This window comes from Trichocoleus sp. FACHB-6 (genome assembly GCF_014695815.1).
GTDB lineage: Bacteria > Cyanobacteriota > Cyanobacteriia > Cyanobacteriales > FACHB-T130 > Funiculus > Funiculus sociatus.
Genome location: NZ_JACJOY010000040.1, coordinates 1 through 15,270, shown reverse-complemented (window position 1 = coordinate 15,270; position 15,270 = coordinate 1). Strand labels below are relative to the sequence as shown.

The window sequence follows — 15,270 nt, the reverse complement described above, 5'->3', positions numbered from 1 at the left end:
AATTACTGGGGTAAGCTTTACTCATAACGCTCTCTCAGTGCTGTGTACTACATATTCGCAGCTTACACTGAGTGAGCTTTTTTGCTATCTAACCGACTTTTAAAACATCCTCTTAAATTGTGAGCATTTCCCATCTTTTTACTTCAATTGAGCAATTTGCGACAAAAATTTAGCATCTTTTTGCCCAAGGATTTAGACGCGAAGCGTGCGCTTAGACAGATAAAGATGAAGGAAAGCCACTCATTCACGCTATGCTGGCACTCAAGCTAAATGTGCCACGCAATCAACTCTATGAGCCGAGCGATCGCACTATTTAATCAAGGGTGTGGGGTCGGGAAAACGACAATTACTCAGAACTTGGGCTACCACCTCTCTACACGGGGTCACAAGGTTCTCCTCATCGACCTCGACCCCCAAGCGTCGCTAACGATTTTCATGGGAGTTGACCCTGAGAGTTTGGATAAAACCGTTTATGACGCACATTTCTTAAGCTAGCGCAACGCGCCTCAAATCTACTTGCACCCTGTCTCATAACCCATCTTTTTATCTATGTCCTATAAGAGGATTAATAGATAAGTTATAAGACATTTTTAATGAGAATTGGATATTGCCGGGTTTCATCCAATGACCAAATCTCGAATAACAGATTATTTGTCGTCTTACCAAAATGTTGTCGTTGAGCGTTTCTATCGCTACCAAAGCCTAGATATATTTGGATGAAGAAAAGCTGGAGTTAAGACAATTATGGCTTTAAATGAGGAATCCTTACCGAAGTGTTACTTAGCCCAAAACCCCTACTGTAAAAGATTTGAAAGGTTTTTGGATTAACGGCACTAATGTGTTAATAGCGACAAATAATTTGTTATCTGACAGATGCTGAAGACGACGCAAGTTGAGCGATCGCCCAGTTGACGCTGTGCTACCGTTAAGTTACATTAAATAACGGTTGCCCGATATAAAATCTAGATGCCGAAGATTGTTGACCATGAGCAATATCGCAAAGAGTTGCTCCACAAGTGCTTTGACCTGTTTGCCCAGAAAGGATACGCTTCCATCACAACTCGACAGATTGCTAAAGAGTTGGGCGTATCAACCGGAACACTTTACTACTACTTCCCACGCAAGGAGGATATGTTTGAGCAACTGGTTGAAGAAATGAGTCAAGAGTATTTGCAAATCTTTGCCAGCGAATTAAAAGACGGGCAATCGCGATCAGAGCGCTTTGAGGCACTTGCTAACTTTGCAGTCAAGTATGAAGACCGTTTGATGAAAGAAACCTTTATGATGGTTGACTTTTCTCAGCAGCAGGGCATCGAGGCAGTTCGCAATAACGCTGTTCTTGCACGAATCAGACAACGAAACAAGCAAGCTTTTGCCGACTTCTTTAGAATTCCAGACCCAGCCCTTGCAGACTTTGTGATGATTCAACTTATGGGCTTGATGCTGGCTCGCATGGAAGACAATGACATCCCAATCTTTGAACAGGTAACACTACTTGGAAAGATGTTGATTACTTACCTAGAAGGATGAAGAACCCTATGATCCTGCAACGGCTAAAGCCTCTTAATCGCTGGACGATCGCGCTCATTGTTTCGGGAATTGCTGTCACAGGCGGCTCCCTCTACTACAGCATTTCTGAGTTTGGACAGAAGCCTGCCGAACCTGTGGCACCTACACCCACTATTGAGCCAATCACAGCGTTGGGACGACTAGAACCTGCCTCAGAAGTGGTGCGACTGGCTGCCCCAGCAACGCTAAATAACGATCGCGTTACTCAACTGCTGGTTAAGCGAGGCGATCGCGTTCAGGTCGGTCAAGAGATTGCGATTCTCGATAGTCGCGAAAGGCTACAAACGGCTTTACTTGAGGCGCAGGAGCGAGTTAGCACAGCCCAAGCAAGACTGGCTCAAGTCAAAGCAGGGGCAAAATCTGGGGAAATTGCCGCTCAACAAGCCGAAATTACTCGTCTTGAAGAAGAGCTGCGGGGCGAAATAGCGACTCAATCCGCCATTATTGCTCGGCGGCAATCCGAGGTTAATGTCGCACAGGCAGACTATAACCGCTATCTAGGTTTGTATCGGGAGGGAGCGCTCTCGGCGTCCAACCTTGACCAACGGCGACTCACGTTAGAAACGGCACAGGCACAACTCAACGAAGCTAAAGCCAGTCAGAATCGCACGGCTGACACATTGCGTGCCCAAACCAATCGAGCTAGGGCGACTCTAAACCAGATTGCCGAAGTTCGCCCTGAAGATGTCCGGGTGGCGCAAACCGAGATAAACCAGGCAGTGGCAGCAGTTAAACGGGCTGAGGCTGAGTTGAAGGAGGCAACCATTCGCGCACCGATCGCAGGGCAAGTTTTGGAAGTTTACACTAAAGCCGGTGAGGCGATCGCTGACGAAGGCATTGTTGACTTGGGAAAGACTGACCCAATGGAAGTGGTTGCAGAAATTTACCAGAGTGACATTGCCAAGATTCGCAGCGGTCAATCAGCGATCGTTACTGGTGAAGGGATTTCTGGAGAACTGCGGGGAACGGTTCGCCAAGTCGGGTTGCAAGTCAGCCAGCAAAAAGTCTTCAGCAATCAGCCCGGACAGAACCTCGATCGCCGCGTCATTGAGGTCAGAATTCGCCTCAATTCAAAGGATAGTCAACAAGTGGCAAGCCTAACCAACTTGCAGGTACAGGTCGCCATTCAACCGCAAGTGAGTTTGAAGTAAAAAATAACGGTCGCCCGATATCTAAACTTTGTACTTGCCTGTCATCAGATAAACCTACACCAGGAAATAAGTACTATGCTTCAAGGCACATATCTGATTCTTTGCATTTTGGGAATTGCTTTACCCTACTCCCAATTCATCCCATTTCTACTTGAAAACGGACTTGATTTGGAACGTTTCTTTGAGCAGCTTTTTATCAATCGAATTTCTGCGTTCTTTGGTATGGATGTCCTGGTTTCATCTCTTGTTCTGTGGACATTTGTGTGGTCTGAAGGTTCACGGCTCAAAATGAAAAACCTGTGGATCTACGTCGCCAGTAATTTACTAGTTGGTGTTTCGTTAGCACTACCTCTGTTTCTCCTCCTGCGGCAACGCAAGCTCGAAGAAACCACTCAATTAGAGCACATAGTTCAGTCTTAAAGACGCTCCTGCTTTAACCAAGCTATCAGTCATTTTCCGTTCTCCAACTTTGTACTCTCTTCGTTCAAGTACTCAAGTTATGTTGCGTAAACTACTTCGCAAAACACCTCTAGCCTGGTTACAGGTGAAGCGAGAAAAAACCCGCCTCTTTGTTGCCTTAGCTGGAATTGGCTTCGCCGATATCCTGATGTTTTTCCAGCTTGGACTGATGGAGTCTGCCTATACGTCTGCTACGGGGATGCACTACAGGCTGCGGGGCGACCTGTTCTTGCTAAATTCTGTGTCTGATAACGTGCAGACTATCAAACCCTTCTCGCGTTCCAGGTTATTTCAAGCAGCAGGCACAGACGGAGTCGCTGCCATCAACTCTCTCTATCTAGGAATCGGAAGATGGCGAAATCCTGCTAATAGAACATTCTGGCAGGTGCAGATTTATGGTTTCAACCCAAGTAATCCAGCAATGGATGTGCCAGATGCTGCGTCCGAATTGAATAAACTCAAGATGTTGAATTATGTGCTTTATGACCAGGCAGCGCGACCTGATTTGGGTAATGTTGCCAGTCAACTTCAGCAATCTAAACCGCTTTCAGCTCAACTGAATGACTTACAAATTCAAGTCACTGGTGTCTTCACAATGGGAGCCTCTTTCTCGGCAGATGGCAATCTGATTGTTAGTGACTCTACATTTTTGCGTCTGTTTCCAGAACGCAAACCGGATGATATTGATGTCGGTTTAATTACGTTGAAACGCGGTGCAGACATCAAGCAAGTGCAAGCAGATTTAAAAGCCAAATTGCCGAATGATGTGCTGGTTCTAACCAAGGAAGAATTTATCCAACGCGAAAGAAACTATTGGAGTCAAGTTAGTCCCATCGGTGTGATCTTTGGCTTTGGAACTATCGTGGGCTTTTTGGTGGGGACGGTAATTGTTTATCAGATTCTTTACTCTGATGTTTCCGATCACCTACCCGAATACGCCACGCTCAAAGCAATGGGCTATGGCGATCGCTTCCTAGTTGGTATTTTGCTGCAAGAGGCGTTGATTCTGGCAATTATGGGTTTTGTGCCCGGATTTGCGGTTTCACTAGGGCTTTACGGACTCATTGCCCAGGCGACGCTACTTCCCGTCAAAATGTCGCTAGATCGTCTCGTACTCGTGCTGTCTTTGACGCTTGTAATGTGTATTGCATCGGGAGCGATCGCAATGCGGAAGTTACAGTCTGCCGACCCCGCTGACATTTTTTAATTAGTCATTAGTCATTGGTTTTACTACCAATTACTTATTACCAATTAGCTATTACCATCTATGCAACCCGTAATTTCTGTCCACCAACTCAATCACTACTTCGGTGAAGGAGAACTGCGAAAACAAGCACTATTTGATATCAATCTCGACATCTATCCCGGAGAGATTGTAATCATGACTGGACCATCGGGGTCTGGTAAAACGACGCTGCTAACACTAATGGGAGGACTGCGTTCTGCACAAGAAGGAAACTTGAAAATTCTGGGGCAAGAAATGAATGGAGCAAGTAAGAAAGCAATGAGGCAGGTGCGACAGCAAATTGGCTACATCTTCCAAGCACATAACCTGTTGACTTTTCTCACGGCTAAGCAGAATGTGCGAATGTCTCTAGAGCTACACGAGCGCTTTCTAGACCAAAATATGGATGAGATAGCAACTGATATTCTCAAGACAGTTGGTTTAGGAAATCGTGTGGATTACTACACTGATAATCTATCTGGAGGACAAAAGCAACGAGTTGCGATCGCGCGTGCCTTAGTTAGCCATCCTAAAATTGTTCTGGCAGACGAACCTACCGCTGCACTGGATAAAAAATCAGGTCGAGATGTGGTAGAAATGATGCAGAAACTAGCAAAGGAACAAGGCTGCACAATTTTGCTAGTGACGCATGATAATCGGATTTTGGATATTGCCGATCGCATTGTTTATATGGAAGACGGGCGCTTGGCAGCCAACTCTGATGCTGTTGCACTCGTAGAATAGTTGCGAGGAGTGAAAGCAATTCCCTTGTGTACTCAATCCGAATTGATGAATATTCGCTCTCGAACTCCCTCAGACGACCAGGCGATAGCTGAACTTAACCGACTAGCCTTTAAGCGAGGTAATGAGGCTTCACTTGTGGAATCTATTCGTCAAACTGACCACTCGTACCCTTCCTTAAACCTTTTCTTTGCATCAGTCTCTACAAGGCTGCCATGAGCCATAATCACCCTTCTGAAGTCCCAAGAGAGTACCTTTTGAACCGACTGTTATACCTTCTCTTTTTCTTGTGTAGCCAACTGCTCTAATAACGAGGGTCCAAGTTCTTTGTACTCCCCAAGTACTCTGGCTACTAATTGTGTTATCAAGGGAAAGCTTTCATTAAAATGAAAAGCCGTATCTGTTAAGACCAAAGTGTGGCTTTCAGGATAGAAGAAGACAAATTCATTCAAGGGCAAAGATCCACTTAAGCTGAAGGTTCTAAATCCATCAAACAACAAGCATTCAATTTCATCCAAAAAACTGTTCCGACTATTTTGTATTACTTGGTCGATAGGCAGTTCAGGTTTTTTTGTCTCAAAACCTGGCGCAGCCCAAAGTTTGGCGTTTGGCTAGAAAGCTTTAAATTTTAAGGCAAACAGAGTATGAGATTTTCATTAATAACCCTAAATCAACACAAGCGCGTTGGGCTTGTGCCGTGCGTGCTGATTAGCTCACTCAAGGCTTTAATATCGCCCTGTTTTTTTTTGCAGCTTCTATCAACCGCCCTATCTCATCAGGTGTCAAATAATCTCGCTCGTTATCCGGTTTTGCTTCCTTAATCGGGTTCTCATTCTAACTCCTCCACCTAAAACAGTAGACCTCTTGCGGAATTAAGATGATTTAGCTATTTTTAGCTCATAATTATAAATTCCTGCAATTAAGTTTACTCGCAATCCAAATCGCTGACTTCGATTTCTATAACGGCTAGACAAAATTCTGAATATCTTCAAGCATCTAATGGTATGCTCAACTTTAATCTTGAGTTTAGCTAAACTTCTATTTTCTCACTTGTGCTTAGCGCTTAACTGAGAATTACTGGGTCTCTTATGAGGGATTTTACTGTTATTATGATGATATTTTTTTATTCCCTGATATCCTTTATCTGCTACAATCTGAATCCTCGACACAGCAATGATTTTACTCTCTTTGAATATTTTTAAGTCCTGTTCCCTTCCCTTTCCTATTGCTTGCCGCACATATAACCTCTGATGTAGCTCGATTTATTATCAGTTGCATTTTCAGCCTATGACACTTTTCCTTGTCGCTGTAGTAGGGCTTCTGTTTTTTTTAGGCCGTTCTATTTCTGTTTCTGCTACATTTACAATTACTACTTCTATTTCTGTGTTGTTTTTGACCATTTCTCTTTGACTTGGCAAGCCGAATTTTATACTCTTAATTAACATATTTTCAGTTCTCTTGACTGTCCGTTGAGCCGTTGATTCGTGTACCCCCCAATTTTTTGCTATGTGAAATAGCGTTCTATACTCTCGCCAATACTCTAATGTCAGCAATATTTGGTCTGGTATTGTTAGCTTGGAATAGCTGCCACGGCTGCCATGCTTGGCATCCCGCACTACTTGCACCATTTTCCTCGCACGTTTCTGGTGTCACTCCATACAGTCTTTTGAAGTCAGATGGTGAATTTGACAAAGCTTGTTTATATTTCATTTAGTTGTCTATAACTGTTATTTAATTCTTCTATGCAAGCTTATTTATCTTAATTCCGCAAGAGGTCTAGTGTGCTGGAGCGCGATCGCAAAAGTTTTCGGTCTACTGACTGTAGCTCTACTTTTCCTGATGCAGCACTCCCGTCAAAACCAAGTTAATTGCCGCTTGGGTGTACTGCTCAATCAATTCTGGACTCAATAAATCCCGCTCTGGCTCTAGATGCTTCAAGTTTTCATGAGCATTGGCGTAGAAAACGCACACACCGATAATCGTCAGAGTGGTCATGTACCCATCGAGCTTGCAGAATATTCCCTCTTGCATCCCCCGCTCCAAAATTTCAGTCAGGGAGGCAATTGGTTGTTGCCAGTTTGTCAGCTTGAAATACTTGCCCTGATTCTGAGAAGCTTCCTGAAACAACAACATTCCCCGATGGCGATGAGAAGCCTCGTAGGCGATTGTGGTTCGCAAAAACGCTCTTAACGCTTCTGCTGCTGGCAATTGTTCTAGGTTGAGTTGCAAAAGCACCTCCTGGAATTGTGTCGCCGGTCGCTCTAAAACCGCTTGGTAAAGCCCTTCCTTGCTCTGAAAGTAGTAGTAGATCATTCGCGGTGCTACGCCTGCACTCTTAGCGATCGCTTCAGTTCGCGCTCCACTGAGTCCGTGGAAGGCAAACTCCTCCTCTGCGGCATCGAGAATCTCTTGTTTGGTCGCCTCTGCATCACGTACTGGACGCTTGACAGAAGCAGCAGCAGGTGTTTTTTGGTTTTTGGCTTTTTGGCTCACAGGGGTAAACAAATCGATGACAGGACGGCGGTAGGGAAGGTAAAGCCCTTCTCTTTGAACTTTACAGGTACTCAAGGTCTAAGTGGCTCTTGTTAACTAAAAATTTAATCCATTCTTGACAGAACCAGGACTCACCCCTGACAATGAATTAAAAATTTAATTCATTAAAACCGGAAGGCGCTGACACCCTGAGTTCATTGGAGTTTCTGCATCAAAATGGCTCGTTTTCTGATTGCTACAATTCCCGCAGCCGGACACGTTAATCCAGCATTACCGATCGCCCGCTTCCTAGTGGAGCGCTCTCATGAAGTATGGTGGTACACAGGCAAAGGATTTAAGGAAAAGGTTGAAGCGACTGGTGCATACCACGTCCCGATTCGCACCGGATTAGACTTTACGGATATGAGTACCATTCCTCAGTCGTGGTTAGACCAGAAAGAAGCAAACAAGGGGGTGGCGCAGTTTAAGTTCTACCTCAAGCATGGCTTCATCGATGCTGGAGTTACGCAGCTATTAGACTTGACACAAATCCTTCGCTCTTTTCCAGCCGATGTCCTGCTATGCGATGTCTTCTTCATTGGCGTGTCATGGCTTTCGGAAAAAACGGGGTTGCCGTGGGCAGCCTTTGGCATGTCTGCTTTACCCTTGGGCAGCCGCGATACCGCTCCGTTTGGACTCGGTATACAGCCTACTAATTCAGCGTTTGGGCGATTGCGAAATGCACTTTTGAATGGGTTGTCACAGCGAGTCTTGATGCGCGATGTAACGGTTCATCTCGATCGCGTGAGAGTCAGTGTTGGGTTACCACCCAAGTCCCAGGACTTTTTCACCGCCGCCCTATCCCCGTTTCTCTACTTGCAGGGAACTACTCCAACGTTTGAGTATCCCCGTAGCGATTTACCAGGGCAAGTGCATTTTATCGGACCGTTTTTGCCCAGTCTGGAAGCTAACTTTACACGGCCTGCTTGGTGGGAGGAGCTTTCTGACGGTAAGCCAGTTGTCTTCGTTACGCAAGGGACTGTGGCAACGGATGCAGGCGACCTGATTAAGCCTGCAATCGAGGCACTTGCCAAGGATAACGTGCTGGTCATTGTTACAACTGGAGGACAGCCGATTGACAATCTTGGACTTGACTTAATGCCTGCCAATGTCAGAGTCGAGAAGTTTATTCCCTACGAGCATCTGCTCCCTCATGTGGATGTCATGGTGACTAACGCTGGATTCAACGGTGTGCAATTGGCTTTAGCGAATGGGGTACCGCTGGTAACTGCTGGGCAAACTGAGGAGAAACCTGAAATTTGTGCCAGGGTGCAATGGGCTGGGGTGGGAATTGACCTCAAAACAAGTACACCTAGACCAATGCAGATTCGAGATGCTGTGATGAAAATCCTCGGTTCATCCCAATATCGGCAAAGGGCTTTCCGTTTCAAAACTGAAATTGCTCAGTATGATGCACCTGCACTAGCTACTGCCCTATTGGAGCAACTGGCATCAACCAAAAAGCCTGTTCTCAGGGCGATTGACTAACATCTTTCCTTCACAAACTGCACTAAGTATGAGGAAGAATCATTTAGATTCCTAGCTAATAAATGGTTGCCTTATACTAGCAAATGCCGATTTGCAAGTGGGTGAAGACGGACTTGTTCGACAAGAAGCGCCAACAATTAGTGGACAACGAGGAACCCCTCGCAGCTCGGATGCGTCCTCGCACCCTTGATGAATTTATCGGGCAAGACCACATCATCGGACCTGGACGCCTGTTGCGCCGTGCGATTCAAGCTGACCAACTTTCTTCGGTCATCTTTTTTGGTCCACCCGGTACTGGGAAAACAACCCTCGCTCGGATTATTGCCAATACCACCCGCGCTCACTTCATTGCGATTAATGCTGTTCTCTCTGGGGTAAAAGAGATTCGGGATGCGATCGCAACCGCTCAAAAACATCAAAAGGAACACAATCAGCGCACTATCCTGTTTGTAGACGAGGTTCACCGCTTTAATAAATCCCAACAAGATGCAATGCTCCCTTGGGTGGAAAATGGAACAGTCATCCTGATTGGTGCAACCACAGAAAATCCCTATTTTGAAGTTAACAAAGCTTTGGTAAGCCGCTCGCGCATCTTTCAGCTTAAGCCTCTCAATGAAGCTGACTTACCGCGTGTCTTGGAACAGGCACTAACTGACCCAGAACGCGGTTATGGTCAGCTATCTGTAATCGTAGAGCCGGACGCGATCGCTCACCTAGTCAATGTCGCCAACGGTGATGCCCGTTCCTTACTCAATGCCTTGGAACTGGCAGTTGAAACCACACCCCCCGACGAAACTGGGACTGTTCGCGTTACGCTGGCTGTTGCAGAGGAATCGATTCAGCAGAGGGCTGTACTCTATGACAAGGAAGGAGATGCCCACTTCGATACCATCAGTGCCTTTATCAAAAGTTTGCGGGGTTCCGACCCGGATGCGGCTTTATACTGGCTAGCTAAAATGGTCTATGCCGGAGAAGACCCCCGCTTCATTTTCCGGCGAATGTTAATTTTAGCCAGTGAAGATGTGGGACTGGCTGACCCGAATGCCGTAGTGGTTGTTAATGGCTGCGCTAGCGCCTTTGAGTGGGTGGGGATGCCGGAGGGACGCTATCACCTCGCTCAAGCTACGCTGTATCTCGCCAACGCTCCCAAATCTAATAGCGTTATGGGCTTTTTCGATGCGCTAGCCGTCGTTGAAAAAGAACGGGAGGCGGAGGTACCCAATCACCTCAAGGATGCTAACCGGGATAAGAAAGGATTGGGGCACGGAGCCGGTTATCTTTATCCTCACGCCTACCGTGACCATTGGGTGGCTCAACAGTATTTGCCTAGCAGTTTGCAGGGACAAGTATTCTATCAACCTTCAACGCAGGGGTTTGAAGGGGAAATTAAGACGCAGGTAGCTCGTCATCGGGAAGCGCAACTTGAAGCGGTGGCAGAAGGTGTTTTTGTCTCACCTGTTGAAGTGCTAACAACAGGACCTACTGATCGCACAGTTGACCGATGGTTGCAACGTACATTGAGGCAGGTGGGTGAGCAACTCGCTACAGTACGCGATCGCATTTTCACCTTAGCTCAACTTCAGCGTCATCATGTTGTTTTGGACTTAAATGCAGGCAGTGGTTTACTCACCTTTGAAGGATTACGTCGGGTACCGGAAGGTGGAGTTTATGCCTGTACTCGGACATCTGCTGAAGCTGTTGCCCTACAAGAACAGGTGGCGGCGCTTCCTCTCCTCAAGCGTCCTGTGGTATTGAGTTCTACCTTAAACGAGTTGCCAGAGGTTTTAGCAACCCAAGTCCCCGATATTCGGTTTGACTGCATCATCGGGCGCAATGCGCTTATCCATGAGCCGGATAAACCAGCAGCAGCTAAACTGTTAGCTCAATGGCTGCAACAGTCGGGAGTTTTGGTACTAGCTGAGACGGTGCCACGCCACACGCAACGGCTTTATCGTTTGCTCGAAAAGTCGAAGTTAAATGCTGACTTGTACCAGCGATTAGTGGCAGCGGAAGAGGCAATTTACAGCGACAGGTTAGACCCAATGGTGAACTGGGATACGGATGAGTTACGGGTTGCCTTTGAGGATGTAGGGTTGGTGGTTGAAGTGGATGAAGAGCGATCACACACCCAAATGCATATTACACCAGCCTTAATCGAGCGCTGGTTCGCTACTACTTCTGCAACGAATAGACCTTCTTATGCGGCGCATTTGGCGAAGAATCTCCACGAAGAAGAAATCCGTGTTGTAAAAGAGCTATTCAATCGCTCTTTGCTGCATCAAACTGTCAATTGGGAGAGTGCGATCGCTTTTTTGCGGGCTGAGTTGTCGTAAAGGCAGTGAGGCGGCAAATGAAGAGCATAAGCGATCGCATTGATGATGCCAGCGATGATGAACAAAAGTAGATGTTGGATTGCCTTCCTCAACTCAACCTACGAGCGATTTCCGATCACTGCTACTGTAATGGTCGCGTTCTTTTATGTTTTGCACATCTTGGACACCAAGTACCACCACGAAGAATACTCTCAGGTGTAGCTTCCCATTTGTGACCCTTTTCGCACTCCCATAATAGCTTTTGTTTAGTTCCTTTATAGTCGGAAGATAAACACTTTCCATTGCGAACTATGGCTATCTGGTGCATCTCCTCAATTGTGTGAGTCCGTCTCTTTAATCCCCTTTCTTTCTTCGCACACTCAGGACACCAGGTGCCGAAAAAAACATTACTTGGTCTTGCCTTCCATTGATGACCTTCCTTACATTCCCATAGAAGAGGTGTAACACTGTTGATGTATTCTTCTGACAGACACTTCCCGCTACGTTCAGCAGCGAAAGCCTGCATATCTTGAATAGTTTTATCTTTTCCAAGGCATTTTGGACACCAGCTACCACTATTCTTTACATTATTTGGTGCTGCCTTAAAACGATGACCTTTTGCACATTCCCACTCTAGGTGTTCAAAGATACCTAAATATTGTTTTGATATTAGTTTTCCTCCATGCTTTGTCGCGATCGCTTGTAATTCTCCTAAGCGATTTGGACAATAGACTGCCTGTAAATCTACTTTTTTCTCATCAAATCCAGAAGGCAGAGGAATGCCCTTTTTCAACAGTTCATCGCGTATAAAAAACTTAATGCTATCAATACCAAGCACATCTAAGATTGATGGAATCTCTATAAGTGTCACACCATGAGCCTTACAGAGGTCGCGTTTTCGTTGGTCGCGATTTTGTATTTTCAGTAACTTAGCATCAGAAGAGTGGAAATACTTAATGTGCTTGTAATGCTGGAGTCCTTGATGCTCGAAAGCAAGTTTTAGTGAGGGAGAATAACCATCAAGTTCCATTTGATGTCCATCAGCGGAGCGTAACCATTCCGGTCTAGTTTTATTGAAAGGATATCCAAAAAGCTGTTCAAAAAATGCACGACAGATACGCTCTCCTAAACCAGCGCTGCAATCGGGACACCATCCTTCTCTAACAATAATTGACGGAATTGTTTGCCAACGGTGACCTTCTTGACATTCCCATAGCAATTTTGTGTTTGTACCCTGATAGATAGTAGACAAACACTTGCCCCCTCGTTCTGCTGCAAGTCTTTGCATATCCTCAATTGTCTTTTTATTATTTCCCGCGCAATCGGGACACCACTTTCCTCCATTAATAATATTGTCTGCATTAGCTTCCCATTGATGACCTTCGGCACATTGCCACAGTAGGCTTTCTTTAACGTTAATGAATACCTGAGACAAGCATCGACCGCCCTTGCTAGTAGCAAATACCTGCATTTTTTCAATAGTGTGTGTTTTCCGTTTCTCTCCACGAATCTTTTGAGCACATTTGGGACACCATCCATCATTCTTGATGTTATGTGGAGTTGCTTCCCATATATGCCCCTCTGCACATTGCCAGGTTAATTTCTTTACAACACTTTCAAAATGAGACGATAGGCATAATCCGCTACGTAACTGGGCTAAATTCTGCATATCCTCAAGGGTGTATCGTCGCCGATTTTTGTCGCTCTTTGCACGCCCACAATCCGGGCACCATCTACCAAGGGTCTTGATATTTTGAGGGATAGCTTCCCATTTGTGACCTTCTGCACACTCCCAAAGGTGTTTTTTCCCCATACCTAAAAATGTAGGAGAAAGACAACGTCCGCCATATTGAGCAGCTAACTCTTGCAGGTCTGCAATAGTTCTTCCCCGTCCAGCGCAAAACGGGCACCAGTTCCCTGCCTTGAGATAATCTCGGCAAGATTCAAACTGATGTCTATGTTTGCACTCAAAAAGTAATTTACTTGTAGAGTTTATATATTCGTTGGCAAGGCAGTGACCACCACGTTCTTTTGCAATTTCACGCAACTCTTCCAGAATTTTTGCTCTGTCTATCATTTAATCTCTTGTAGTCAACTTTTTTTACTAGCTATTAACCTAACTTAGAACGTCTCATTACTGTCGAAAAAGGCATCTAAAAAATTGTTGTTGAAGTCAAGAGTTTTGTGGGACAGCCTGATGTCAAAGATTTAGAACAAGCTTTGGTACAGTATGTTCTCTAGCGCCAAATCCTTAACGAAATAGGTATAGAGCGAATTCTCTATCTTGCCGTCTCCCATCCTACCTTCAACAGCGTATTTACCATAGAATTAGGACAAGTTCTGCTAAAGAACCAAATTATTAGGCTGATTGTCTTTGATGAAGAAAGAGAGGCGATCGCGCAATGAATACCCGATTAAACTACCGAGGAAGGGATTGCTACCGATTTACTAGAAGCAGGCGTTCCCAAAGAAGATATAGTACTTGGTTTTCGCCATCCCAAGATTCGTGAGTATACAGGCTTTGCAGTAGCTTAATTGCATAATATCTAATGAAGCATCGAATAGTGATCGCACACTCAACCCTTCTGTACCGCATAGCATCCTTAACTCGAACCTCAATAAGCAACTGGAGTTTCTTATTAGTTAGAGCTTAACTACTGTACTTTTGAACCAATGCCATTGTCCTTTTGACCAATCCAGCTCGTTTGCGAGTTCGCAACCGCACCTTGGCATCTGCTACTACTGCTTCTTTCAACTCCGGTTTGGATTGCAACAAAGCTATTGCTGCTTCAATAAACGTTTCTGGCGTAATCTCCTCCGACTCACACAGTCGCAGTAAATCAGCTCTGATTCCTTGCTCTAAGTGAACAGCCAACCGCTTTCCAACCTGTGGCAGGTTGTCTAACTCCGCCTGTAGTCGCTGTAACTCTTGAGGCTCCCCATTAATTTGGGCAGAATTGTCGGCATCACTGATTTCAGTAGATGCAGCAGCTTCCTCCTCCACCTCTAGAGAGCGCTTGAGCGAGAGTGAGGTATCGCGCGGAGTTACTTTAGGGCGCGACTTGGATGTAATCAGCGAACGAATGTCAGGATTTGTCATGCTTACCGTCCAACGAATAAATCTTGTCTACTAGAACCTCAATTGGATAAGCCAAATCCTCTTGCCCCATTTCGTGAAGCGTCAGTCCTCGGTTAATGGCTTGCTTGAACTTCTCCGACTCCCGGATCGATGGCAGCACCAAATCTTTTTCAAACCATTGGGTAGTAATTTGCTTCATCGACTCAATATTGCTCTCACTCTCCGTCGTGCGGCGCAACCCCACCCAGCGATCGCGAAACGGAACTACACCCAAAACCCTCCCCCCAAACGTCTCATCCTCTTCCTTGAGTTCGTTAATCAACTCCAAAGTGCGAATCAACGACTGTAAGCCTTTTACCGAAGCTTCAACGGGAATCATCAACCCATCAGACGCACCAATTACTGTCAGGGAAATTTGCGATCGCTGCGGGGGCGCATCGATCAGGCAATAGTTAAAGAGTTTGGCAACACTCTTGAGCCGTCGCCCCAGTGTCAAAGCACCCGTGCCGCTACCTGCCAGATAATCTTGCACCGTGTCCAGAGCGTCATCAGAGGGAATCAAAAACAGATTGTCGTACCTCGTCTCATAAATCCCATCCTAAGAGGATGTTTGAAAAGTGGTGAGGGGTTAAATATTATGCCAACCGCCTGACCATGATACGGATCATTGCCAGATAAATAAAAGTCTCCGATGTTTCTGGCAATAACTCATAA

General features: G+C 45.7%; 15 protein-coding genes and 3 pseudogenes. 10 read left to right on the top strand and 8 right to left on the bottom strand.

Translation table 11 applies throughout. The features are described 5' to 3' along the window. Positions 1 to 291: 291 nt before the first annotated feature. From H6F66_RS07920 to H6F66_RS07895, 6 genes and pseudogenes are all read left to right on the top strand, one after another. Positions 292 to 480 (top strand): annotated as a pseudogene (locus H6F66_RS07920) (AAA family ATPase); the annotation flags it as partial. A gap of 486 nt (positions 481 to 966) precedes the next feature. After that, positions 967 to 1,530, top strand: coding sequence for a TetR/AcrR family transcriptional regulator (locus H6F66_RS07915; protein ID WP_190419963.1), 564 nt, complete (start codon positions 967 to 969; stop codon positions 1,528 to 1,530). Then, positions 1,527 to 2,720 carry an ABC exporter membrane fusion protein gene (locus H6F66_RS07910; protein WP_242018979.1) on the top strand — a complete coding sequence of 398 codons (1,194 nt, stop codon included), beginning with the start codon at positions 1,527 to 1,529 and terminating at the stop codon, positions 2,718 to 2,720. Before H6F66_RS07915 ends, H6F66_RS07910 begins: the two co-directional genes overlap by 4 nt. Before the next feature lie 75 nt (positions 2,721 to 2,795). Continuing rightward, positions 2,796 to 3,140 (top strand): DUF2834 domain-containing protein, encoded by a 345-nt coding sequence (locus H6F66_RS07905; protein WP_190419961.1) that lies wholly within the window; start codon positions 2,796 to 2,798, stop codon positions 3,138 to 3,140. Positions 3,141 to 3,219: 79 nt separating this feature from the next. Continuing rightward, a complete protein-coding gene (gene devC, locus H6F66_RS07900) occupies positions 3,220 to 4,386 on the top strand; it encodes an ABC transporter permease DevC (protein ID WP_190419959.1) in 1,167 nt (388 codons plus the stop codon). A 60-nt stretch (positions 4,387 to 4,446) separates the two neighbouring features. Next, the gene (locus H6F66_RS07895; protein ID WP_190419957.1) at positions 4,447 to 5,148 is read left to right on the top strand and encodes a DevA family ABC transporter ATP-binding protein; all 702 of its coding nucleotides are present in this window, start codon (positions 4,447 to 4,449) and stop codon (positions 5,146 to 5,148) included. Between the two features lie 266 nt (positions 5,149 to 5,414). Here H6F66_RS07895 and H6F66_RS07890 read toward each other — a convergent pair whose 3' ends face one another. The 5 genes from H6F66_RS07890 to H6F66_RS07880 all read right to left on the bottom strand — a co-directional run bounded on the left by H6F66_RS07890 (position 5,415) and on the right by H6F66_RS07880 (position 7,713). Continuing rightward, a complete protein-coding gene (locus H6F66_RS07890) occupies positions 5,415 to 5,663 on the bottom strand; it encodes a hypothetical protein (RefSeq protein WP_190419955.1) in 249 nt (82 codons plus the stop codon). A 354-nt stretch (positions 5,664 to 6,017) separates the two neighbouring features. Continuing rightward, positions 6,018 to 6,137, bottom strand: coding sequence for a hypothetical protein (locus H6F66_RS29250; RefSeq protein WP_347269349.1), 120 nt, complete (start codon positions 6,135 to 6,137; stop codon positions 6,018 to 6,020). A gap of 288 nt (positions 6,138 to 6,425) precedes the next feature. Next, on the bottom strand, positions 6,426 to 6,698 hold the full coding sequence (locus H6F66_RS29245) for a transposase family protein (protein WP_199294790.1): 273 nt from the start codon (positions 6,696 to 6,698) through the stop codon (positions 6,426 to 6,428). After that, positions 6,667 to 6,855 (bottom strand): hypothetical protein, encoded by a 189-nt coding sequence (locus H6F66_RS27585; RefSeq protein ID WP_199294788.1) that lies wholly within the window; start codon positions 6,853 to 6,855, stop codon positions 6,667 to 6,669. The genes H6F66_RS29245 and H6F66_RS27585 overlap by 32 nt, the downstream gene beginning before the upstream one ends. Before the next feature lie 117 nt (positions 6,856 to 6,972). Then, positions 6,973 to 7,713, bottom strand: coding sequence for a TetR/AcrR family transcriptional regulator (locus H6F66_RS07880; RefSeq protein ID WP_242018978.1), 741 nt, complete (start codon positions 7,711 to 7,713; stop codon positions 6,973 to 6,975). A 141-nt stretch (positions 7,714 to 7,854) separates the two neighbouring features. Between H6F66_RS07880 and H6F66_RS07875 the strand changes: the two genes are divergently transcribed. Together H6F66_RS07875 and H6F66_RS07870 are read left to right on the top strand one after the other, a co-directional pair. After that, positions 7,855 to 9,165, top strand: coding sequence for a nucleotide disphospho-sugar-binding domain-containing protein (locus H6F66_RS07875; protein ID WP_190419953.1), 1,311 nt, complete (start codon positions 7,855 to 7,857; stop codon positions 9,163 to 9,165). 83 nt (positions 9,166 to 9,248) lie between these two features. Continuing rightward, the gene (locus H6F66_RS07870; protein WP_190419951.1) at positions 9,249 to 11,498 is read left to right on the top strand and encodes an AAA family ATPase; all 2,250 of its coding nucleotides are present in this window, start codon (positions 9,249 to 9,251) and stop codon (positions 11,496 to 11,498) included. A 121-nt stretch (positions 11,499 to 11,619) separates the two neighbouring features. Here the strand turns inward: H6F66_RS07870 and H6F66_RS07860 are convergent, their stop codons facing one another. Beyond that, positions 11,620 to 13,554 (bottom strand): hypothetical protein, encoded by a 1,935-nt coding sequence (locus tag H6F66_RS07860; protein WP_190419949.1) that lies wholly within the window; start codon positions 13,552 to 13,554, stop codon positions 11,620 to 11,622. Positions 13,555 to 13,637: 83 nt separating this feature from the next. Between H6F66_RS07860 and H6F66_RS29240 the strand changes: the two are divergent. Both H6F66_RS29240 and H6F66_RS28830 read left to right on the top strand, forming a co-directional pair. After that, a pseudogene (locus H6F66_RS29240) lies at positions 13,638 to 13,883 on the top strand (element excision factor XisH family protein). Between the two features lie 15 nt (positions 13,884 to 13,898). Then, positions 13,899 to 14,012 (top strand): annotated as a pseudogene (locus H6F66_RS28830) (element excision factor XisI family protein); the annotation flags it as partial. Positions 14,013 to 14,127: 115 nt separating this feature from the next. On the opposite strand, the gene H6F66_RS07845 reads toward H6F66_RS28830, so the two are convergent. Together H6F66_RS07845 and H6F66_RS07840 are read right to left on the bottom strand one after the other, a co-directional pair. Then, positions 14,128 to 14,577 (bottom strand): hypothetical protein, encoded by a 450-nt coding sequence (locus tag H6F66_RS07845; protein WP_190419947.1) that lies wholly within the window; start codon positions 14,575 to 14,577, stop codon positions 14,128 to 14,130. Next, a complete protein-coding gene (locus H6F66_RS07840) occupies positions 14,564 to 15,148 on the bottom strand; it encodes a ParA family protein (RefSeq protein ID WP_347269350.1) in 585 nt (194 codons plus the stop codon). The genes H6F66_RS07845 and H6F66_RS07840 overlap by 14 nt, the downstream gene beginning before the upstream one ends. Between the last annotated feature and the right edge of the window lie 122 nt (positions 15,149 to 15,270).